This is a genomic window from Epibacterium sp. ABV4_022 (assembly GCF_056159345.1).
Window position 1 is genome coordinate 2955299 of sequence record NZ_JBSWVA010000001.1, and the last position, 21825, is coordinate 2977123.

The window sequence follows — 21825 nt, forward strand, 5'->3', positions numbered from 1 at the left end:
GCTCCAACTGGCTGTCCCGCCCCGGCATCTCCCGTCTCAGCACCTACACGCGCGCGCCGCCGGCGCTCTGATCTGCGGCGCGGCGCGGTCGCCTGTTTGCCGCCATTGCCGGACTGTCACAAAACCGTTACAGACGCGGCGCGCAGATACAGAGGAGAGGACAGGTGTCCAAGACCGATCTAGAGCCGCGTCACCTTGAAACGCTGGACCGCGACCTCGATCGCCTGTCCTCGCTGGAACAGGCCACCGCATTTGTGGGCCGATCCAACGTCGGTTTGGGGATCGCCTTCGTGTTCATCCTGATCGTCGCCGCGGCGACCGGTCTGATCGTGGGGGATGCGGACAATACCGTCATCGTCGTCATCGCCGCCGCTTTCGGCGCCTATATGGCGCTGAACATCGGCGCCAACGACGTGGCCAACAATATGGGGCCCGCGGTGGGCGCCAATGCGATGTCGATGGGCTTTGCCATTGTCGTCGCCGCAATCTTCGAAAGCGCCGGGGCGCTGATCGCGGGGGGCGACGTGGTTTCGACCATCGCCAAGGGCATCATCGCACCCAGCAGCATGGCCAGCTCCACCATCTTTATCGCCGCGATGATGGCGGCGCTGCTGGCCTCGGCGCTCTGGGTCAACCTCGCCACCTGGATCGGGGCCCCGGTCTCCACCACCCATGCGGTGGTCGGGGGCGTCATGGGCGCGGGCATTGCCGCTGCCGGGTTTGCCGCCGTGAACTGGCCCAAGATGGGGGCGATCGCCGCCAGTTGGGTGATCTCGCCGATGCTGGGCGGGCTGATCGCCGCCGCCTTCCTGTGGTTCATCAAGTCCCGCATCATCTACCGCGACGACAAGATCGCCGCCGCCCGCACCTGGGTGCCGGTGCTGGTGGGCATCATGGGCGGCGCCTTTGCCGCCTATCTCTCCGTCAAGGGGCTGAAACGGATCGTCAAGATCGAGCTGACCGACGCGCTGCTGATCGGGGTCGGTGTGGCACTGGCGATCTGGCTGGTGATGATCCCGGTGATCCGCCGCCAGTCGCGGGGGCTGGAGAACCGCAACAAGTCGCTGAAGGTGCTGTTTGCGATCCCGCTGATCGTCTCCGCCGCGCTGCTCAGCTTTGCCCATGGCGCCAATGACGTCGCCAATGCGGTGGGGCCCTTGGCGGCGATCGTGCAGGCCTCGACCTCCGGTGATTTCACCCAGGCCGTCTCGATCCCCTTCTGGGTGATGATCATCGGCGCCTTCGGGATCTCCTTCGGCCTGTTCCTGTTCGGCCCCAAGCTGATCCGCATGGTTGGCAGCCAGATCACCAAGCTGAACCCGATGCGCGCCTATTGCGTGGCGCTGTCGGCGGCGATCACGGTGATCGTGGCCAGCTGGCTCGGCCTGCCGGTCAGCTCCACCCATATCGCCATCGGCGGTGTGTTCGGGGTCGGTTTCTTCCGCGAATGGGACACCGAGCGCCGGATGCGCAAGGCCAAGACCGCGACCCCGGACGCCCCCCGCATCGGCGCTGCCGAGCGCCGGCGCCGCAAGCTGGTGCGCCGGTCGCATTTCATGACCATCGTCGCGGCCTGGGTCATCACCGTGCCGGCCGCCGCCACCCTGTCCGGCGGGCTGTTCCTGCTGATCTCCCGTCTGCTGGGCTGACCCGCCCCCGGACGGATCTGCAACACGCGGCCCGCCCCTGCCGGCGGGCCGTTTTGCATGTCTGGCCGCGGGTCACCGGCGGCGGCGGCGCTGGCATCGCCAGGGCAGGCCCGCAGACCGTCCCGAACCGCAGCCTCACGACATCACCGGATGCCCCTCGAACTGCTCGGCGGAATCACAAATCGGCAACCAGGCGGGTTTCTCCGCCACGAACTCGTGAAAGCGATTGCGCAGGTCGAGGTCGCCATCCAGCGCATGGGCCGAAATCGGGAAACTCTCCTCCTGCGACAGGATCTCCCCCAGCGAGGTGCCGCACCGCCGGCAGAAGCACCGCCCGTAGGTATAAGGGGCCTCGGGCTGATAGAGCGCCACATCCTCGCGCCCCTGCACCCAGCTGAGATTGTCCCGCCGGATGAACACCATCACCGCCGCGCCGAGCTTGCGGCAGCGGCTGCAATGACAGGTGCCCATCATGGTTGGGGGCGCGCTCAAGGTGAACCTCACGGCCCCGCAGCAACAACTTCCTTCAATCATGTTTTCCTCCCGCAGCCTAGAAGCTGTCATGTTGAACATGAGGGAACATAACATGAACATAAATCGCCTTTCAAGGCATTCACGGGGCGTTCGGACGGAGGTGTTTCGCTACGGTCTGCGACCGGAGCGACCAGCGCGGCGCGCGCCCTTCGGGCGCGCGCCGCGCCGGGCCCAACCAGAGGCCGGGTCCCGCCAGGGGCATGGCATATGGGCGGGAGCGCCCCCGCCACTGAAGGCTCGTATGCCGCAGGCGGGGCGTTGCCGGGCGAGCGCGTCGGCGGCTCAGCCTGTCAGGGCCTCGGGCAGGACCACGTTCCCGCGCATCAGCACAAAGCCGGTGCCCCCGACGCGCACGCCCTCGATCGCATCAACCGGACCAACCCGAGAGACCACTGCCTGCCCGGGACGTCCCATCAGATGCCCCTGTTCGGCGACAAACCGCGCGGGCTCCATCAGACCGTGGTGCCACAGGTAGGCCGCCATGGCCCCCGTGGCCGAGCCGGTAAAAGGATCTTCCGGCGGGCTCGGCGGCAGCATCAACAGGCGCGAAAACGTGTCCCCGCCAGCGGTCGCCCCCTCCAGCGTGACCAGGAAGGGCTCCATCACATCGCTGCCATCCGCACCGAGGGCCGCTCCCAGCGCCTGCATCGCCGTCGCATCCAGCCGGGCGGCCGCGAGCGCGGCGTGATCCTTCAGCACCGTGATGCAGAACGGCAGCCCGGTCGAAACCAGCTGCGGCTGGCCGACGATCTCCGCCACCGGCCGCGAAATCGCCGCCGCCACCAGTGCCGGATCCGGGCGCGGCCCGAACGTCGGCGCCACCTGCTGCATCACGATCTGATCGCCCTCCAGCACCACCGGCACGATGCCCGCGCCGGTCTCCAGCGTCAGCCGGTCGCCCGCGATCAGGCCACGGTCGCGCATCGCCGCCACCGTCGCAATCGTGGGGTGCCCGGCAAAGGGGATCTCCCGGCTGGCGAGGAAATAGCGCACCCGGATGTCCGCCACCTCCGACGGGCCGGTAAAGGTGCATTCCACCAGCGATGTCTCGCGCACATAGGCGCAGGCCACCGCCTCGGGCAGATGCGCGCCGCCATGCACCACCGCGCAGCCATTGCCGCCAAACGGACGGTCGGTGAAGGCGTCGACCCAATCGAACTGAAACTCCGGCATCTCCTGCTCCCCTCTGAGGCCCCTGCCCCCGACACGCTGCTGCGCCCGGGGGCAATCCGGCGCAGGCAAGCAGCTTGGGGGGCAAAGCTCAAGCCCGCCGCCCTGTGCCGATACAAATCTCCCCCCGCATGCGCACACCGCCCCGTATCGCGCACCCCGCAGCCGCAATGCAAAAGACCCCGCACCTCTGGCAGAGGTCCGGGGTCCGGTCATCTCTTTTGCGGTGGCCGGTCACTGCGGCCACGCGCGCCTGTCGGGGTTAGTGCACCGCGACGGGCGCATAGTCGTGCTGGCGCGCCAGCACAAAGGCCATCTTGCGGTCCGCGACCAGCGCCAGCTGCTCGCCGGCCTCGTCATGGACCGCATAGAGCTGCTTGCGCCCGGGCACCGAGGCCTGCACATCCTTGGGCAGATCGGCGACGGCGACGGTCTTGACATAGACGGTGCGACCGCCGGTTTGCGCCATGTCCACTGGTGTCTGCATGATTTACCCCTTCTTGATGTTGATGGTTTGCACAACGGTTTCGGGCCGCGACCGGGTCAGGTCCACATGCAGCAGACCATTTTCCATCACCGCCTCGCCGACCTCGACGCCATCGGCCAGCACGAACATGCGCTGGAACTGGCGGGCGGCAATGCCGCGATGCAGGAAGATACGCCCGTCGGTATCGTCACGCTGCCGTCCCCGAATCACGAGTTGGCGATCCTCGACCGTGATCGCCAGATCCTCCTCGGCAAATCCCGCCACCGCGAGCGTAATGCGGTAGGAATCATCGGAGGTCTGTTCGATGTTGTAGGGGGGGTAGCCTTCGTTGCCGGATTTGGCAGAGCGCTCCAGCAGGCGTTCCAGCTGCTCGAACCCCAGCATATGCGGGTATGAGCCCAAGGTAAGTTTCGACACTGTATTCTCGTCCTTAATTCTAAAGCGACGGTTTCTTTCGGTCCCAATCTGGCAACCGCTGTGATATAGAATATGGGATGTATCTGCCGTTTCACAAGTCCCGGGTTTCGCTTTCGGCGCACAGAGACCTCTGGCCTTGTGCCCGGACTGAGCCTAAACTGCCTATCGTTTCCCTGTTCTTAACACGCCTGTCCTTTGTGCCCCGCGCCTGTCCCTCGATCCACCTGAGCAAGAGACCCACATGAACGAGCAGACCGATCTGTCCATGGCCACCGAAGATGTCCTGCGGGTGGAGCTTGAAGTGTTCCGCCGCGAACACCGGGATCTGGACGAGGCGATTCAGGCGCTGGAGGAAAAAGGCACCGCAGATCCGCTGACGATCCGGCGGCTGAAAAAACAGAAGCTGGTGCTGAAGGACAAGATCTCCCTGATCGAAGACCGCCTGCTGCCCGACATCATCGCCTGACCCCCGTTGCTGTCGTCCGGGGCAGTTCTCCGGGGCTGTGGTCTAGGACTGTGGTCGGGGGCGTCGCCGTTGACATGTTGCGATATGCAGGCGCGCCCCCGCCTCCATCTGCGAGGGGGGGGCAGCCCTGTGCCTGACTATTCCACACCGGCCCCAAACACCACGATCACCGCGCCCAGCACCGCCAGCGCGGCAAAGGCCAGCGCGCGCCGTCCCGTCCCCGCATGCCACGCCCGCCGGGCGGCGATCAGCGATTGCAGCGCGTAGTAAAAGGCAAAGGCCCGCGAGGCATAGCCGATGATCTCGAACACGCTCAGCCCCCAGGTCATCAGCAGCCCCGCCGCCGCCAGCAGCGCATAGACCCCATGCGCCGGGACCCGCCCGCCGGTGACCTCGGCCACCAGCCCGCCTGCGCCGCCGGTATCTGCCACCGCCGCCGAGAACTGCGCACTCAGCGCCGCCGCGATCAGCAACATCGGCAGCACCGGCGCCACCTGCGCGGTAAAGGCGATGATCGCGGTCTCGCTCAGCGCTGCCTGCCCCGGCTGGTAGAGAAAGGTCAGGAACAGGATGTAGACCATGTAGATCGCCGCCGAGAGCCCCTGCGCATAGCGCATCGACCGGATACGCGTGCCGGCGTCATACTCTGCCCCCATGTAGCGGGTGATCTCGAACCCCTGCACCGTTACCAGCAGACCAAACACCAGCGTGACCGCCTGCCAGCCAACCGTTTCCGGCAAGTGCAGCACCAGCGCCCCAGCCCCGGCCTGATCCGCGAACCGCCAGCCGAGCGCGACCAGAAGCCCCGCAATGATCGCCAGCTTGACCCCGACCGAGACCTCCTCCAGCCGCTCCAGCGCGCCAAAGCCCCGGGTCCAGCCCACCAGCAGAATCAGCAGGAACACCCCAGAGGTGACCAGCCGCCCCTGTTCCATGCCCTGCTGTGCCGTCTGATCCGTCAGGCTGACCGCAAAGGAGCCCAGCAGGTTCAGGTAATAGGCCACCGACACGAAATAGGCGAAGGCCAGCGCCAGCGCGCCGAGCTGCTCCAGCCGGTGATCCAGCCGGTCCTGCGGCGTGCCGCTGTCGAGCCAGGCGATATTGTGGCGCATCACCGCGCCGTAGCCGTAGGCCAGCGTGCAGAGCAGCGCCATCACCGCCGGGGCCCAGACCCCGAAATGGGTGTCGAGAATCGGTCCCAGCACCAGAAAGCCGCTGCCGATGATCGAGGCCAGCGGCGTCACCGTGGCGCGCCAGATCCGCGCCCCCGCCACTCGTGGCAGCATCAGGACCAGGCCGACCAGCACGCAGACCAGCACGATGGAAGCATTGAGGATCATGGCGTCATTCCGATGTCGATGTCGTGTCACGGCGCGGCGCGGGCCGCAGCCCAGCGCCGCGTGCGCCAACATGGCCCGAAACCGGCGCCAAAGACCAGAGGTCAGTGCCGGTTGCGCTGTTCCCGCGTTGGGCGCATGCCCTGGCCCGATGCCGTGCCCCGGCTTCCGTCCAGCAACCTGTGCCCACCGCCTGCGCGCAAGATCCCCGTCCCGGCTGGCCCCGAGGGGCGCCTGCGGCAAATCTGCTGCCGCAGCGCATTGCCATTTCAGGCAATTTCGCTAAGGTGCCGGCTCCTTCCACCGCAGAGGCAAGACATGGCCGATATCAAAGTAGGGATCATCATGGGGAGCCAGTCCGACTGGCCCACGATGAAGGAAGCCGCCACCATCCTGGATGAACTGGGCGTGGCCTATGAGACGCGCATCGTCTCCGCCCATCGCACCCCGGACCGGCTCTGGGACTATGGCAAGACCGCCGCCGACCGGGGCCTGCATGTGATTATCGCCGGGGCCGGCGGGGCGGCGCATCTGCCCGGCATGATGGCGTCCAAGACCCGCGTGCCGGTGGTCGGCGTGCCGGTGCAGACCCGCGCGCTCTCCGGTGTCGACAGCCTCTATTCCATCGTGCAGATGCCAAAGGGATTTCCGGTTGCCACCATGGCGATCGGCGCCGCCGGAGCCGCCAATGCCGGGCTGATGGCTGCCGGCATCCTGGCCACCGGCGATGCCGCCCTTGCCGCCCGGCTTGATGCCTGGCGCGACGCCCTTGCCGCCTCCATCCCCGAGGAGCCCCGTGATGACTGATCTCGACCTGATCCTGGAACCCGGTGCCGTGATCGGCATCCTTGGCGGCGGCCAGCTGGGCCGCATGCTCTCGGTCGCCGCCTCGCGGCTGGGGTTCACCACCCATATCTTCGAGCCCTCCGCCAACCCGCCCGCGGGCCATGTGGCCGACCGGGTCACCACCGCCGGCTACGAGGACGAGGCCGCCCTGCGCGCCTTTGCCGAGACGGTGGATGTGATCACCTACGAGTTCGAGAACATCCCCACATCGGCGCTCGACATCCTTGAGGAGCTGAAGCCGATCCGCCCGGGCCGCGAGGCGCTGCGGGTGTCGCAGGACCGGCTGACCGAGAAGACCTTCCTGAAGGATCTCGGCCTGGCCACCGCCCCCTTTGCCGAGGTCAACGATGCCGCCGACCTCGACGCGGCGCTGGAACAGGTCGGCACGCCGTCGATCCTGAAGACCCGCCGGTTCGGCTATGACGGCAAGGGCCAGGCCCGGATCATGGCCCCCGAAGAGGCCACCGAGGCGCTTGCCGCCATGCAGGGCGCGCCGGCGGTGTTGGAGGGTTTTGTGCCGTTCAGCCACGAGGTCTCGGTGATCGCGGCGCGCAGCCTCAACGGCAAGGTCGCCTGCTATGACCCCGGCGAGAACGTGCATCTGGAAGGCATCCTCAGCACCACCACGGTGCCCGCCAACCTCAACACCAGCCAGAGCATGGACGCGGTGCTGATGGCGGGCCGAATCCTGAACGCGCTGGATTATGTCGGCGTGCTGGGGGTGGAGATCTTTGTCACCGCCCACGGGCTGGTGGTGAACGAGATCGCGCCGCGGGTGCACAACTCCGGCCACTGGACGCAGGAAGGCTGCACCATCGACCAGTTCGAGCAGCACATCCGCGCCATCACCGGCTGGACCATCGGCAACGGCGCCCGGTATGCGGATGTGGTGATGGAGAACCTGATCGGCGCGGATGTGGAGCGTATCGCCGACCTCGCCCGTGACCCCGATTGCGCGATCCATCTCTATGGCAAGGCCGAGGCCAAGCCGGGGCGCAAGATGGGCCACGTCAACCGCGTGATCCACACCGAAGGCCGCGACGGCTACTGACCTCTGCGCATGTGATGTCATGCGGCCCGAACGGGCCGGATGACCGCGCCGCAAGGAGGGCCCACCGGGCCTGACGCGCGGCGCTCCCCCGCCCGCCGCAGGCGAACGCGGCGGGGTCAGGACTGGGGGCTCTGCCCCCAAACCCCCGGGATATTTCAGAGAAGATGAAAGGAAATCCCCGGCTGTCTCAGCCGAGGAAACGGGCCGCAATGTCGCCGCTCATATGGCTGACACGCCCGCCGGACAGGGTGGCCGCCACCTGATCGGCCGCATCCAGGATCACCAGGTCCGCGCGCTTGCCCTCCGAAAGCACACCGCGGTCCGACAGGCCCAGCACCCGGGCCGGCCCCGACGAGAGCAGCGCCCAGGCGGCCTCCAGCGACAACACGCCGGTTTTTGCCAGCATCAGCGCCGCCCGGCGGGGGCTGGGGTAATGGTAGTCCGAGGCCAGCGCATCACACAGCCCCATCGCAATCAGCTCCACCGCCGAGGCATTGCCCTTGTGGCTGCCGCCACGCACCACATTGGGGGCACCAAGGATCACGTGATCCTCCGCCGACCGGGCGGCCTCCGCCGCCTCTGCGGTTTCCGGAAATTCGGAGATCCGCGCCCCCCGCTGCCGCCAGGCGCTGCGGTCCTGCGCGCTGTGATCGTCGTGGCTGCCGATCCGCACCCCCTGGGCCTGTAGCGTCACGCAGAGCGCATCCAGCGCCGGGGCGACCTCTGCCCGGCGCCGGTGCAGCTCCAGCAGCATCTCGAAGTGTTTCTCCGGGTTGCGCCCCGCCTTCAGCGCCTGCCCGGTCAGCCGGGGCGGCTTCTTGCCCGCGGCAAGACGGTCATGCGGCAGGTGGTCGTTGAACACCACATAGGACACGCCCCAGTCGGCGATGCGGGCGGGCAGCGTGGCATAGGCCTCCAGCAGATGGATCTCGAACCGCAGCTGCGGGATCAGGTCGGTGACCAGCTGGTCGCGCACCTCGGCAATCCCGGCAAAGACCTGATCGGCGAACTCCGGCCCGCGCAAGCCGCCCTCCCAGGAATAGAACTGCGCCAGCACGCCGGTGGTGATGCCATTGGCAGCCAGTTCCGCCTCGGTGGCGCGAATGCCCTCGGCCATCTGCTTCATGGCGCCGCGCCGGGGCGCCACGTGGCGCTCGAAGCCATCGCCGTGCAGGTCGATGATCCCGGGCAGGATGCGATAGCCCGACAGGTCCACCTCGCGCGCGCCATCGGCCGCATCGTCCCGCAACCGCCCCCCGGCGAGGCTCAGCACGCCCCCGCGGTCCAGCCCGTCCGGCCGCAACACATCCGCGCCGACCAGCCGCAGCGCCACCGTTCCATTCCCGCTCATGCGTCAGTCCACCCCGTTCAGGCCGCCATCCCAGTTGCGTCCCAATACCCCATCGAGCCAGCCAAGCGAAGGCTCAAACCGCTCCCGCTCCAGGAACTGTACCACCTGGGCGATCACCCGCGGATTGTTCATCAGATAGGTGTGGGTCACCGGCAGGATCAGCTGGCTCTTCATGCCCTCGACCCGGGTGCTGGCGACCGAGACCTTGCCGTCATCCGGTCCCGGGATCAGCGCCGAGAACACCGGGTTCAGCGACTGGCTGCCCGCGATCACCCCGACCGGATAGGTGACCGGCGGCAGGCGCCTGGGCAGGCTGGCAGGGCCGGTGCCCAGCTCCTGCCCGGCAGGCCCGTGCAACAGGTCGAACACCGCCCAGTCGCCCATCTCGTCGACCAGTTCGCTGCCCTGGTTCGGCGGTGCCAGCATCACCACCCGCCCCAGCGTCACCGGCTGCGTATGCGACAGCCAGTAGCGCACCAGAATACCGCCCATGGAGTGGGTCACCAGATGCACCGGCGTGCGCGTGCAGGCATCAAAGGCGCGCGGCAGCACCGCATCGGCAAGCCGCTCCACCGCATGTTCCGTCGACGGGTAGCCGGGGCGCACCACCTCGTAGCCGCGGGCGGTCAGCGCCTCTTCCATCAGCAGAAAGGAGGTCTCGGTGCGCGCCAGCCCATGCAGCAGGATCACGCAGCCCTTCTGCGCCGTCTCGGCACGCAACGGCAGAGCGGTCATCAGCAGCACAAGGACAGGGACAAGGACACAGCGGATCATTGTGCTGACATAGGCGGTCCGGCGCGCGCAGGAAAGGGGTTTGACGCTACGCCACCCGGGCCCGGCGGGCGGGCGGACACAGGATCACCACCGCGATCCCGCCCAGCACCGCCAGCGTGCCGATCATCAGCCGCAGGCTCAGCGCCTCGCCCAGGATCAGCGCCCCCGCAAGGATGGCGATCACCGGCACCGAGAGCTGCACCGTCGCCGCCACCGGAGCCGGGATCTGCGGCAGCACCCGATACCAAAGCGCATAGCCCAGACCCGAGGTCACCGCGCCGGAGATTACCGCCAGCAGGCAGCCAAACGGCGTCACCACGCTGCCGCCGCCCCAGATCCAGACCGCGGGCAGGATCATCAGGCTCGCCAGCGCGAAATTCACCGCCGTCGCCGGCAGCGGCGCCCGTGCGCCGCGCCCGATCAGGCTGTAGATGCCCCAGCCCAGCCCGCCGGCTGCCATGGTCAGCACCGCCCAGAGCGGCGTCTGCACCGTGCCGCCGGGCCAGACCACATAGGCCAGCCCCAACAGCGCCAGAGCCGCACCGCACAGTTGCAGCGCCGACACCGGCTGGCGGTGCAGCAGGCTCCAGGCGAACATCGACACCTGCACCACCCCGAACAGCACCAGCGCCCCCAGGCCGGCATCCAGCGCCACGTAAGCCACGGAAAACCCGACCATATAAAGCGTCAGCGCCGCGCCTCCCGCCAGCGACCGCTGCCAGCCCTCGGCCGGGCGCTGCCCCTGCCACAGGCACAACAGCCACAGCATGCCCGCCCCGGAGGCCAGCCGCAGCAGGCCAAATCCGGTGGCATCCATATGCCCCGGCCCGATCGCCCAGCGCCCGAGGATGGAATTCGCCGCAAAGGCAACCATGACAAGACAGGTAAGGGCGATCAGCCGCATATGAGGTCTCCGCAGGCAAGAGGGGGCACGCCGGGGTGTGTCGGGGCGTGTCGGGGCGTGTCGGGGCACCCAGCCCGCTGCCGCCCGCGCTGTCAAGCGGCTGTCGCATCGTGGCGGAACACAATCCTGTCGGTTGCCCCATGGCGGTCGCCTGTCAGCCCTTGAAGACCTGCTCCCGGTGCCATTTCAGATAGTGCGGATGCGGCTGCCAGACCTGCTGCGCCGGCACCCGCAGTCGGCCTTCGGGCGCGATCAACCGCGCCACCGAGGGCTCTGCCACGCTGCCGCTGGCCACCAGGATACGGTGATCCGTGTCCACCGAGATCAGCCCGCGATCAAACATCCAATGTACGGTGCCCGACAATGCCAACCCGTTGCGCACCGTATCCGGCCCCTGCGCGGCGACAGGAACAATATGGGCGGCCTCCACCTCGGGGCGACCGCCGCCATTGCGCAGCTCCAGCCCGGAGATCGCGCACACCCCGGCATAGGCATATTTCACCTGCCGCGCAAAGCTCTGCTCGCGCAGCGGCCGCGACACCAGAATGGCTGCGCGGGGCGCGTGCTGAAACGGTGCCTCCGCCTCGGCAAAGCCCACCGCCTCCGGCGCGTCCTGCTGGCGCGGCAATCGGTCCGGATGCGCAACCTGCGCAAAACCGTGCTGGAGGATCGTGTAGAAATCATCGTCGGAAATCAGCCGCACCGCGCTGGAATTCTTGCCGCGCGACAGCGGCAGGCCGGTTTCAAAGGGCGTCCCATCTGCCTGCAAACGCGGGACATTCTGTTCAAAGGACAGCTCGCTCGCCGGATCAAGGATGGCATAGGCCCGGGTCGGATCTCCGGGATCATCCTCCACGCGCAACACCTTCTGAACGCTGTAGTACCCCCGCTGTCCCCCCGCGCGTCCCTCATAGAAGATCACCCAATCCCCCAGCGTTTTCAGGACATTGGTCAGGTAATTGCGCTTGGGAAAGTGATAGGCCACGCCGGGCTGGTCGTTGTAGTCAGAATGCGAGGACTGGATAAAAACGGCTTTGGTCACGGCGCGGGCATCCGGGGTCATGCGGGGTGGGTGGCGCTGACGTTTGCCGGTTTGTCCTGCCAGGTCAAGCACATCGCGGTATCTGTGACGGGTCCGCGCACCCGGTGCTGGAGCACGGCGGATGCCGGGCCGGAGGCACGCTCCGGCCCGGCATCCGCCTTCGGCTTACATCAGGGGCGGGGGATACCACTGCGGTGGGTCCACGCGCTCATAGCCGCTGGGCAGGCCGATGTCGTTGCGGATGTGGTCGCTCAGACCGGTCTGCAGGGTCCCGACGCGCGGCGCGCGACGGATCAGCACCAGCCGCAGCGCCAGTCCGAGGCGACGCAGCAGGCTCAGCGAGCGGAAATGCTCCTCCACCACCAGACGGCTGAGGGTCGGGCTGGTGGGCAGGGGCGACGACAGGTTTTCGGGTCCAATAGGGGTCATGATGTCTTTCCATTCCGGGGGGAATGGTCCTGTTCTCAATGGGTTGAAGTATTGACAGATCGACATCGCCCAGACTGGCGGGATCAGACGCAGCTCTCCTGTTGGCCAGGAAAGGCGGAACGACGGGGCCGAGCAGGACAGCGCGCAACAGCAGGCGCGCGGACGTGCGGTCCGGACGAGAGATCTGTCAGAGGGTGGAAATTGTGTTCAGCTCAGACAGAGCCGAAATCGAATGGCAAACGGCCTCAGCAGCGCGGAGTGTTGCCCTTGGCACCAGCAAAAGATCCGGCCGGGCGGCCGGTGATGGGGCGCAACTGCATCAGTACAATCAACATATTGTGCCTCCTTCTGCCTTTGGTTGAACACAGGCGTGTCGTAACACAGGTTCAAAAATTTTCGACAGCAAAAAATTGTCTCAACACAATAGACTGTGGCAATTCGGATACAAAATCCCCGCGCCCGCCGCTGGGCGACAGCCCAAACCCCGAACCGCAGGGCGCGGTCAGGACGGGGCCGGGCTGGGCGGAGCCGGGCTGGGCAGGTCCTGGTCTGGTGACACCAGCCCCGCGCGAGGTGGGAACCGGATTAGACCCGACGGGTCAGTCGGTCGCCAGCTTGAATTTCCTGAACAGTTTGACCATGCCCTTGAGGTCGGTCTTGCCGGCCAGACTGTCCTTGGGCTCCAGTTTCATCAGCGCCTTATGCGCCGCCAGCAGCATCTTTTGGTCCGCCAGCACCAGCGCCTCGGCCATCCGGGTGGCCGCCGCGCGCAGGGTCCTGTCCTTGGGGTTGGTAAAGCCGCAGAGTTGCAGCTTCCGGGCATCGACATTCACCTGTTTGCCGAGGTCCGCGGGGGCGTCGGCGCTGGACAGTTTCTGGCGGTTGACCAATGCCTTGACCAGGGTCTTGGCGTCGCATCTGAGGCCGTTGTCCTGGATCACAAGGCGGCAATCGGCGGCGACCTTCTTCTGGTCCTTGGCAGTGATCGCCAACATCAGCTGCTCCAGATCATAGGCGTTGACGACGCCCAGACGTGTCGCCGCCGCCTTGGTGTCGCCCATGACCATCTGCATGCGCTGGAACAGCTTCAGCTTGTGATAGTCCTCAAACAGCTTGCTCTTGAAGAATATGGGCAGCTCCTTGCCGTTCATGAACTGCACGCAATGCAGGCGCAATTGCTGCAGGATGGGCGTCCATTGGGTGGCATCCTGATTGCGGGGCGCCTGCATCGCCGCCTGCGCATCCTGCACGATCATCTTCGGCAGCCCCTTGATCTGGTGATCGCCGCCGGGACGGATGTAGAGGTTGTAGGCCTGGAGCCCCTTCCGTGGCGGGTTGAGCAGGAAATGAAACATGTTCTTGCGGTCCCCCTTCGGCAAGGCGTCGAGGACAAACCGGGAAAACTCATCGTCCTTCAGCACCTCGTCAATGGTCTTCGGGTGCACAACGCCGTCGATCTTCTGGGGCATGGAATATCCTTTCTGTCAAACCTGTCCTGCGCGTCTTGCGCGGTCTGATCTGTAAACACCCCTGCCCCGCCGCCTATTCGCCCCGCCGACGGAAAAAACACCCAGCCCGGTCGCGAGCGGGGGCCGGGTGGACCCGGTGCTGCGCCACAGAAACCAACAGAAAAAGGGCCGCCCGAGGGCGACCCTTTCGACCCCGAAGGGTCTTCATCCAGGACTGGATGGCGTGACTTACATCATGCCGCCCATGCCGCCCATGTCGGGCATGCCGCCGCCTGCGGGGGCTGCGCCTTCCTTGGCCGGTTTGTCCGCAACCATGGCTTCGGTGGTGATCAGCAGGCCTGCGATCGAGGCTGCGTCTTCCAGCGCGGTGCGGGTCACCTTGGCCGGGTCGATCACGCCGAAGGAGAACATGTCGCCATATTCTTCGGTCTGCGCGTTGAAGCCGAAGTTCTTGTCATCGGATTCACGGATCTTGCCAGCAACCACGGCGCCGTCGACGCCTGCGTTTTCAGCGATCTGGCGCAGCGGTGCCTCGAGCGCGCGGCGCACGATTGCGATACCTGCGTTCTGATCTGCGTTCACACCGGTCAGACCTTCGAGAGCCTTGCCGGCCTGAACCAGCGCAACACCGCCACCGACGATCACGCCTTCCTGCACAGCTGCGCGGGTTGCGTTCAGAGCATCGTCCACACGGTCCTTGCGCTCTTTCACTTCGGTTTCGGTCATGCCGCCGACGCGGATCACGGCAACACCGCCTGCCAGTTTGGCAACGCGCTCTTGCAGCTTTTCACGGTCGTAGTCGGAGGTGGTCTCTTCGATCTGGGCGCGGATCTGGGCAACGCGTGCTTCGATCTCTGCCTTCTCGCCTGCACCGTCGACGATGGTGGTCTCGTCCTTGGTGATCTGGACCTTCTTGGCGGTGCCGAGCATGTCCATGGTCACCGACTCGAGCTTCATGCCGAGGTCTTCGGAGATCACCTGGCCGCCGGTCAGGATCGCGATGTCCTGCAGCATGGCCTTGCGGCGGTCGCCGAAGCCCGGTGCCTTGACAGCTGCGATTTTCAGGCCGCCACGCAGTTTGTTCACAACCAGAGTTGCCAGCGCTTCGCCTTCGACGTCCTCAGCAATGATGAGGAGCGGCTTCTGGGACTGGATCACCTGCTCGAGCAGCGGAACCATCGGCTGCAGGGAGGAGAGTTTCTTCTCGTGCAGCAGGATGAGGCAGTCTTCGAGTTCTGCGGTCATCTTGTCGGCGTTGGTCACGAAGTAGGGCGACAGGTAGCCGCGGTCGAACTGCATGCCTTCGACAACATCGGTCTCGGTTTCCAGACCTTTGTTTTCTTCGACGGTGATGACGCCGTCGTTGCCGACTTTCTGCATCGCGTCTGCGATCTGACGGCCGATTTCAGCTTCGCCGTTGGCGGAGATGGTGCCAACCTGTGCAACTTCGTCGGAGTCCTTGACTTCACGCGCCATGGCTTTGATCGACTCGACAACTTTGTCGGTGGCCAGATCGATACCGCGCTTCAGGTCCATCGGGTTCAGACCGGCGGCAACCTGCTTCAGGCCTTCGCGGACGATGGATTGTGCCAGAACGGTGGCGGTGGTGGTGCCGTCGCCGGCTTCGTCATTGGTGCGGGAAGCAACTTCCTTCACCATCTGGGCGCCCATGTTCTCAAACTTGTCTTCCAGTTCGATTTCCTTCGCCACGGACACGCCGTCCTTGGTGATGCGCGGGGAACCGAAGGATTTCTCCAGAACCACGTTGCGGCCTTTGGGGCCCAGGGTCACTTTAACCGCGTCGGCGAGGATGTTGACGCCGTTGAGCATACGGTTGCGGGCATCGGTGTCGAATTTGACGTCCTTAGCAGCCATTTTTCAGTCTCCTTGAGAATACTGTCGTTATGCGATGTGGGATGTGCCGGAGCGTCAGGCTCAGACGATCACACCCATGATGTCGCTCTCTTTCATCATCAGCAGCTCTTCGCCGTCGACGGTGACTTCGGTGCCGGACCATTTGCCGAACAGGATGCGGTCACCCTCGTTCACGGCCATCGCGATCAGCTCGCCGCTGTCCTTGCGCGCGCCTTCGCCACACGCGACAACAACGCCCTCGGACGGTTTTTCCTTGGCGCTGTCGGGAATGATCAGACCACCTGCGGTTTTTTCTTCGCTTTCGGTACGGCGAACCAGCACACGGTCATGAAGCGGTTTCAATGCCATCTTTGCAGCTCCTCAAAAGGCTCAAAGTGTTTCCTTTCCCCACGCCCGTCATGGGCCGCGGAGACGTTAGCACTCACCTCAGTCGAGTGCTAACTGCGGGATAGTTAGGCAGAGGCTTTTTCCGAGTCAACTGCGACGGCAGAGAAATTTTGAGGAAATTTTCGCGGCAGTCGGCGGCGGGCGGAAACTGGCCGCCGAACGTCCGGCGGTAGGCTACGGTCGGAGCGAGGGGCCGGCCCCTCGCGCTCCCCGAGATATTTATAAAAAGCTGAAGATCAAGGCGGGGCTGCACCGTCTGTGGCCTGCGCGGGGGCGGGCAGCTGCGGGGCGGGCCAGGCATGGCGTTCGGTTGCGCCGGTCTCGGTCAGTCGATAGACCCCCTGCCCCGCCCGTTCGAACCAGCCGTAGTGGTTGGAATACATCACCTGGGTGGCGCGGGAGATCCCGGTGGCCCGGGCAATTTCGGCGCCCCGCGCGGCGCCGTGTTCCGCCAGATAGGCCGCGCAGATCAGGGCATCCTGGCGATAGCCCGTGACGATGCCGCCCCGGGTGGTGCCGCCGGTGTTCGGGTCGCCCTTGATGCGGCTGAACTCCCGCAGGAGCCGGGCGGTCTTTGCCTTCGATTTGCGCGGCGCGTAGGGGCCGGGATCGCATTGCACCTCGGTGCGGCCGTCCGCGCGCACGGTGATGAGGCCGAGCCCGAGGCGGCGGCACAGCGCCAGATTGTCCTTGAGCGCCCGGCGGGCGGTCTTGCCGGTGGGGCGCGGCACGGCGATATAGACCGTGTCCGAGACCGACAGCCGGGCGATCGCCTGATGGAAGAGGCCCAGCGAGAAGCGTAGTTTCAGCTCCACCACCAGCGGTGGTTCGTCGCCGCGGATCGCCACCACATCGGCGGCGCCCACCTCGCCCTTGACTGTATAGCCCTGCGCTTCGAGCAGCGCTTTGACTGGGGCGTAGAGATCCTGTTCACGTTCCATCACCGCCATGCTTGCCCCGGCCGTGAGGCAATGGCAATGTGCGGCAACGGTGAAATTTCGAGCGGTGTGTCATGATCGGATTATTCTCTCGCCTCCGCCCACTGCGGGCGGCCCGGATGCGGTCTGTCCCGCGGCGCGGCGCATGGACTGGCGGGGCGGGCCGGCCCCGGCCCCTGCGCGCGCTGGTCCTGGCGGGGCTGACCTGTCTGGCCGGGGCGCCGCTCTGGGCCGCCTGCACCGGCACCGATCTGCGCGAGACCGCCGCACCGGCGCTGCGCGCCGAGGTGGCGGCGGAGCTGGCCGCAACCCCCTATGCCGAGGGGCTGAGCTGGATAGCCACACGGGGCGAACGCCGCCTGCACATCATCGGCACCATGCATCTGAACGACCCCCGCCACGACCGGCTGGTGCAGCATATGACCCCGGCGATCAAGGCCGCCGACGCGGTGCTGCTGGAGGTCAACCCCGCCGACAAGTCGCGGCTGAACCGCACCCTGGGCACCACCCCGTCGATGGTCTTCATCACCGAGGGGCCCAGCCTCATCGACCGCATGCCCGCCGACGACTGGCAACAGATCGCGGATCAGGCGCAGGCCGCCGGCATCCCCGCCTTCATGGCGGCCAAGATGCGCCCCTGGTTCCTGTCGATGTCGCTGTCGGTGCCGCGCTGCGCCCGCAGCATCCGCGACGTCACCGAGGGGCTCGACGCCAAGCTGATGCAGGTGGCCGAGGCCGCCGAGGTGCCGATGCTGTCGCTGGAGGACCCGCTGCGGCTGTTCCGCCTGCTCGACGCCGCCCCGCTGGAGGAACAGGTGGCCGAGCTGCGCAGCTATATCGCCATGATGGGGGTGGGGCCGGATGACTTTTTCACCATGGTGGAGAGCTATTTTGACGGCGCGGTGCAGGAATACACCCTGTTGCAGCTGAAACGGTTCCTGCGCGCCGACAGCCCCCTGCCCCGGGCCGAACGGGAGGCGCAGGTGGCGGAGCTGCTGGAGCTGCTTCTGTATCAGCGCAACCGGGACTGGATCCCGGTGATCGAGGCCACCGAGGGCCGCCGGCTGGTGATCGCGGTGGGGGCGGCGCATCTGCCCGGTGACGACGGTGTGCTGGCGCTGCTGGAGGCCGCCGGCTACCGCATCGAGCAGGTGCCGCTGTGAGACGCGCCCTGGCCGGCGCGCTGCGTCGTGGTCTCTGCGCCCTGGCGGTCGCGGCGCTGCCCCTCTGGGCCGGGGCGGATCCGGTCAGCGCCGCCTGCGACGGCATCGACCTGCGCCCGCATCTGACGCCCGGTGCCCGCGCGCGGCTGGAAGCGGAGCTTGCCAAGGTGCCCTTTGCGCTTGGCAACCACTGGATCGCCACCCGCGACGGCCAGCGCATCGACATCATCGGCACCCAGCACAGCGGCGATGCGCGCATGTTTGCAATCATGCGCCCCTTGCGCCCGCTGATCCGCGCCGCCGATGCGGTGTTCCTCGAAGTGACCGAAGCCCAGATGCTGGCCGCCGACAGCGACCAGAGCGCCTTTGCCCGCTATTTCCTGCTGCCCCCGGGCCAGCGCCTTGACCGGATGATGTCCACTGCCGACTGGCAGCGCCTGACCGCCCGGCTGGCGATCCATGGCATCACCGCCGAGGCCGCAGCCCGCATGCAGCCGTGGTATCTCTCCGATTTCCTCACCGGCACCGATTGCCGCAAGCGCGGCTTTGGCGCCCGGCGGGGACTCGACGACCGCATCGAACGCAGCGCCCGAACCGCCGGCACCCCGACGCTGGGCCTGGAAGAGCCGGAGGCGGGATTGGCCGCACTGGCCTCGATGCCGCTGGGTGATCAGGTGCAGATGCTGCGCTACGACCTGCGCAGCGAGACCCGGCATCAGGACCTCTATGTCACCCTCTCCGAAGCCTATTTCGACAACCGGCTGACCGAGGGCCGCATCGTCATGCTCTGGATGAGCTACCGTGATCTCGACGTGCCCCGGCGCGAGGTGCACCGGCTGCTGGCCAGCTTTGACCGGGTGGTGCTGGAGCGGCGCAACCGCGCCTGGGTGCAGCGCCTGCGCGCCCGGCAGGAACCGCGCCTGATGGTGGCCGTTGGCGCCGCGCATCTGGCGGGAGACAGCGGGGTGTTGAATCTGTTGCAGCAGGCAGGCTACCAGCTGCGCCGGGCGCCGGACTGACGCCCACCAAGCCCGGCGGGACCGCCCCGCCCTCGCCGGAGGTCCTATCAAAGGCCAGAGATCCGGCACGCACAGCGCCCTCCCCCGCCCCATAGCATCCAGCGACAAGCCATGCGTTGCGCAGGACCCGGCCACGCGGCTGACGCGGGGTGACAAACCATGCCTCCCTGTTATAAGGCGCGGCAACAGACTTCGACAGACAGGATTGACCCCATGACCATTCAAGTTTTCGGCCACAAATCCCCCGACACCGATTCCACCGGCTCCGCGATCATCTGGGCCTGGTACCTGAACGAAGTGAAGGGCGAGGCCGCCACCCCCGTCCTCTTGGGCGCGCCGAACACCGAGGCCGCCTTCATGCTGAAGCGCTGGGGCTTTGACCAGCCCGAGATCATCGACGACGTCGCCGCCGACGCGCCGGTGGTGATCGTGGACACCAACAACCCCGCCGAGCTGCCCGCTTCCATCAACAGCGCCGACATCCGCGCCATCATCGACCACCACAAGCTGGTCGGCGGCCTGGAAACCAAGGGTCCGATCGACATCACCGTGCGCCCGCTGGCCTGCACCGCCACCATCATGCACGACCTGATGGGCACCGACATCGACCGCATGCCCGATGACATCAAGGGCGCGGCGCTGACCTGCATCCTGTCCGACACGCTGGAGTTCCGCTCGCCCACCACCACCCCGCATGACCGCGCCGTGGCCGAGAAATTCGCCAAGGATCTGGACCTCGACCTGTCCGAGTATGCCGCCGAGATGTTTGCCGCCAAATCCGACGTCTCCGCCTTTTCCGACGCCGAGCTGATCCGCATGGACTCCAAGGAATACGAGGTCGACGGCACCAAGTTCCGCGTCTCCGTGCTGGAAACCACCGCGCCGGAGATCCCGCTGGGCCGCAAGGACAGCCTGATGGAGACCTTCCAGACCGTGCAGGCCGAGGATGGCGTCGATCAGGTGCTGCTGTTCGTGGTCGACATCCTGAAGGAAGAAGCCACCCTGCTGGTGCCCAATGATCTGGTCAAGACCGTGGCCGAAAAGAGCTTTGACGCCACCGTCGCGGGCGACACCGTGGTGCTGCCGGGCGTGATGTCGCGCAAGAAGCAGATCATCCCCAACCTCAAGCTGTGATCAGGGCCCCGCGCTGGGGCTGACACCTGCATTCCAAACGCCCCCTTTTTGGCAAAAGGGGGCGTTTTTTGCTCTGCCCGCTGCTCTGATGGACCCGGCTCCACGCCTTTTGCGCCGGTTAAGAGGATCTAAAGCCCTGCTATTCTACCCTGAGGGCTAGGATGGAGTATGCGTGATGAGTCGTATGTTGCTAGATAATGCCAAGCTTGTCGCCTTTGTGGCGGGGCTGGTGCTGATCCTGACGGTGGAACGCGAAACCCTGGTGCTGGTCTATCTGGCCGGCGGGTTCCTGTGGTTCATCGTCTGGCTGCTGGCCGGCGAACACACCGTGGTGGAGCGCGACAATCGCCGCGCCCATGCCCGGATGATCGACCTCGGCCCGCTCAGCGGCAAATACTCGCAACCGGATTGAGCGCGGTGGCCGCGACCCCGCGATCCCTGCGCTTCCGCCCCGTCCCGGGGCGGGTGCAGGCGCGGGCGCGGGCCTTTTACTGCGCCCGGCGCAAATCCTGTTGCGCGTCGATCTCCGCCTTGGTGGCCAGCACCGTGGCCACGCGTTTCTCGTCCGGCGGATGGGTTCCCCAGAACGAATAACCGCCGCCGCTGCCCCGGGACGGTTCCGCCCGGGCAAAGAACTTGGCGCCCTCGACCGGGTCATAGCCTGCGGCATCGGCGATCCGGGTGCCCAGAGTGTCGCTTTCCAGCTCATAGGCCTGGCTGTAGGCGATGGAACCCGCAGCCGCGCCAACGCCCAGCCCCAGCTCCACCGCGCCGCCGTCATAATCCCCGGCGGCGGCCGTTGCGACCCCGGCAATGGCCCCCACCAGCAAGGCGCCCGCCAACACCTGTTGCTGCTGCTTTTCGATATGGCGCCCGATCAGGTGGCCGTATTCATGCGCCAGCACAAAGGCGACCTCGTCATCGCTGGCGGTGTCGCGGATCAACGGCAGCGAGATGCGGATCAGCGGCTGTTTGCCCTGATAGGTGAAATAGGCGTTGCGCTCCTGCATGTCGCGGTCGATGGCAATGTCGACGTCACAGTTGAACCCGGGCCGATCCGCCGTCAGCTGCTGACAGGTGCTGCGCCCGGTGCGCGCAATGCGCGGCGCCACCCGGGCAAACCGCGCCTCTGCCGCCGCCGCCGACAGGGCCGCCGGCCGGGGGGCGTTGCGCGCCGCCGCGAACATCGCCCGCGCCTGATCGGCATGGGCGCCGCTGCTGTCGGGCAATTGGTAGGTGGTGCCGCAGGCGCTGGCGAGCAAAAGCGCCCCGCCCACCGCAAGACTGCGCATCGCAACGCGGGAAAACCGCAGGATTGTCATCGCCGTATCGCTCCAAACCGGACTGCTGAGTCAGGGCCGCAGATTAGCAGCCTCCGCGGCC

At 66.5% G+C, this 21825-nt stretch carries 23 protein-coding genes; 8 read left to right on the top strand and 15 right to left on the bottom strand.

What is annotated here, in order from left to right:
- The first annotated feature begins 164 nt into the window (after positions 1-164).
- Positions 165-1649, top strand: coding sequence for an inorganic phosphate transporter (locus ACXAF5_RS14035; protein ID WP_474947053.1), 1485 nt, complete (start codon positions 165-167; stop codon positions 1647-1649).
- A 135-nt stretch (positions 1650-1784) separates the two neighbouring features.
- Here the strand turns inward: ACXAF5_RS14035 and ACXAF5_RS14040 are convergent, their stop codons facing one another.
- From ACXAF5_RS14040 to ACXAF5_RS14055, 4 genes are all read right to left on the bottom strand, one after another.
- A complete protein-coding gene (locus ACXAF5_RS14040; protein ID WP_474947054.1) occupies positions 1785-2141 on the bottom strand; it encodes a GFA family protein in 357 nt (118 codons plus the stop codon).
- Positions 2142-2465: 324 nt separating this feature from the next.
- A complete protein-coding gene (locus tag ACXAF5_RS14045; protein ID WP_474947055.1) occupies positions 2466-3356 on the bottom strand; it encodes a PhzF family phenazine biosynthesis protein in 891 nt (296 codons plus the stop codon).
- A 259-nt stretch (positions 3357-3615) separates the two neighbouring features.
- Positions 3616-3840 carry a DUF1150 family protein gene (locus ACXAF5_RS14050; protein WP_239320514.1) on the bottom strand — a complete coding sequence of 75 codons (225 nt, stop codon included), beginning with the start codon at positions 3838-3840 and terminating at the stop codon, positions 3616-3618.
- Between the two features lie 3 nt (positions 3841-3843).
- Complete coding sequence (locus tag ACXAF5_RS14055) at positions 3844-4257, bottom strand: Hsp20 family protein (RefSeq protein ID WP_239320512.1); 414 nt, start codon at positions 4255-4257, stop codon at positions 3844-3846.
- A gap of 241 nt (positions 4258-4498) precedes the next feature.
- Between ACXAF5_RS14055 and ACXAF5_RS14060 the strand changes: the two genes are divergently transcribed.
- On the top strand, positions 4499-4723 hold the full coding sequence (locus ACXAF5_RS14060; protein WP_239320510.1) for a YdcH family protein: 225 nt from the start codon (positions 4499-4501) through the stop codon (positions 4721-4723).
- 137 nt (positions 4724-4860) lie between these two features.
- Here the strand turns inward: ACXAF5_RS14060 and ACXAF5_RS14065 are convergent, their stop codons facing one another.
- Positions 4861-6063, bottom strand: a complete 1203-nt coding sequence (locus ACXAF5_RS14065) for a hypothetical protein (protein ID WP_474947056.1) — start codon at positions 6061-6063, stop codon at positions 4861-4863.
- A gap of 315 nt (positions 6064-6378) precedes the next feature.
- Between ACXAF5_RS14065 and purE the strand changes: the two genes are divergently transcribed.
- Positions 6379-6867: a 5-(carboxyamino)imidazole ribonucleotide mutase gene (gene purE, locus ACXAF5_RS14070; protein WP_474947057.1), complete on the top strand. Its 489-nt coding sequence runs from the start codon at positions 6379-6381 to the stop codon at positions 6865-6867.
- Positions 6860-7957 carry a 5-(carboxyamino)imidazole ribonucleotide synthase gene (locus ACXAF5_RS14075; protein WP_474947058.1) on the top strand — a complete coding sequence of 366 codons (1098 nt, stop codon included), beginning with the start codon at positions 6860-6862 and terminating at the stop codon, positions 7955-7957. The genes purE and ACXAF5_RS14075 overlap by 8 nt, the downstream gene beginning before the upstream one ends.
- Positions 7958-8144: 187 nt before the next feature.
- Here the strand turns inward: ACXAF5_RS14075 and ACXAF5_RS14080 are convergent, their stop codons facing one another.
- The 9 genes from ACXAF5_RS14080 to ACXAF5_RS14120 all read right to left on the bottom strand — a co-directional run bounded on the left by ACXAF5_RS14080 (position 8145) and on the right by ACXAF5_RS14120 (position 17129).
- Positions 8145-9308, bottom strand: a complete 1164-nt coding sequence (locus tag ACXAF5_RS14080; protein ID WP_239320502.1) for an alpha-D-ribose 1-methylphosphonate 5-triphosphate diphosphatase — start codon at positions 9306-9308, stop codon at positions 8145-8147.
- Positions 9309-9311: 3 nt separating this feature from the next.
- Positions 9312-10043 (bottom strand): alpha/beta fold hydrolase, encoded by a 732-nt coding sequence (locus tag ACXAF5_RS14085; RefSeq protein ID WP_239321404.1) that lies wholly within the window; start codon positions 10041-10043, stop codon positions 9312-9314.
- A gap of 85 nt (positions 10044-10128) precedes the next feature.
- Positions 10129-10986 carry a DMT family transporter gene (locus ACXAF5_RS14090; RefSeq protein WP_474947059.1) on the bottom strand — a complete coding sequence of 286 codons (858 nt, stop codon included), beginning with the start codon at positions 10984-10986 and terminating at the stop codon, positions 10129-10131.
- Between the two features lie 154 nt (positions 10987-11140).
- Positions 11141-12100: an HNH endonuclease gene (locus ACXAF5_RS14095; protein ID WP_474947060.1), complete on the bottom strand. Its 960-nt coding sequence runs from the start codon at positions 12098-12100 to the stop codon at positions 11141-11143.
- A gap of 93 nt (positions 12101-12193) precedes the next feature.
- Positions 12194-12457: a hypothetical protein gene (locus ACXAF5_RS14100; protein ID WP_474947061.1), complete on the bottom strand. Its 264-nt coding sequence runs from the start codon at positions 12455-12457 to the stop codon at positions 12194-12196.
- Positions 12458-13056: 599 nt separating this feature from the next.
- The gene (locus ACXAF5_RS14105) at positions 13057-13926 is read right to left on the bottom strand and encodes a hypothetical protein (RefSeq protein ID WP_474947062.1); all 870 of its coding nucleotides are present in this window, start codon (positions 13924-13926) and stop codon (positions 13057-13059) included.
- Between the two features lie 228 nt (positions 13927-14154).
- Positions 14155-15801, bottom strand: coding sequence for a chaperonin GroEL (gene groL / locus ACXAF5_RS14110; protein WP_239320494.1), 1647 nt, complete (start codon positions 15799-15801; stop codon positions 14155-14157).
- Between the two features lie 60 nt (positions 15802-15861).
- Positions 15862-16149 (bottom strand): co-chaperone GroES, encoded by a 288-nt coding sequence (locus ACXAF5_RS14115; protein ID WP_239320493.1) that lies wholly within the window; start codon positions 16147-16149, stop codon positions 15862-15864.
- Between the two features lie 275 nt (positions 16150-16424).
- Positions 16425-17129, bottom strand: coding sequence for a DUF2161 domain-containing phosphodiesterase (locus tag ACXAF5_RS14120; protein ID WP_474947063.1), 705 nt, complete (start codon positions 17127-17129; stop codon positions 16425-16427).
- A gap of 116 nt (positions 17130-17245) precedes the next feature.
- Between ACXAF5_RS14120 and ACXAF5_RS14125 the strand changes: the two genes are divergently transcribed.
- From ACXAF5_RS14125 to ACXAF5_RS14140, 4 genes are all read left to right on the top strand, one after another.
- Positions 17246-18289 carry a TraB/GumN family protein gene (locus ACXAF5_RS14125; RefSeq protein WP_474947064.1) on the top strand — a complete coding sequence of 348 codons (1044 nt, stop codon included), beginning with the start codon at positions 17246-17248 and terminating at the stop codon, positions 18287-18289.
- Positions 18286-19308, top strand: a complete 1023-nt coding sequence (locus ACXAF5_RS14130; RefSeq protein ID WP_474947065.1) for a TraB/GumN family protein — start codon at positions 18286-18288, stop codon at positions 19306-19308. Before ACXAF5_RS14125 ends, ACXAF5_RS14130 begins: the two co-directional genes overlap by 4 nt.
- A 213-nt stretch (positions 19309-19521) precedes the next feature.
- Positions 19522-20442 carry a manganese-dependent inorganic pyrophosphatase gene (locus tag ACXAF5_RS14135; RefSeq protein ID WP_474947066.1) on the top strand — a complete coding sequence of 307 codons (921 nt, stop codon included), beginning with the start codon at positions 19522-19524 and terminating at the stop codon, positions 20440-20442.
- A gap of 175 nt (positions 20443-20617) precedes the next feature.
- Positions 20618-20854 (top strand): hypothetical protein, encoded by a 237-nt coding sequence (locus ACXAF5_RS14140; protein ID WP_239320482.1) that lies wholly within the window; start codon positions 20618-20620, stop codon positions 20852-20854.
- A 76-nt stretch (positions 20855-20930) separates the two neighbouring features.
- On the opposite strand, the gene ACXAF5_RS14145 is transcribed toward ACXAF5_RS14140, so the two are convergent.
- Positions 20931-21764, bottom strand: a complete 834-nt coding sequence (locus ACXAF5_RS14145; RefSeq protein WP_474947067.1) for a M48 family metallopeptidase — start codon at positions 21762-21764, stop codon at positions 20931-20933.
- Positions 21765-21825: the final 61 nt, after the last annotated feature.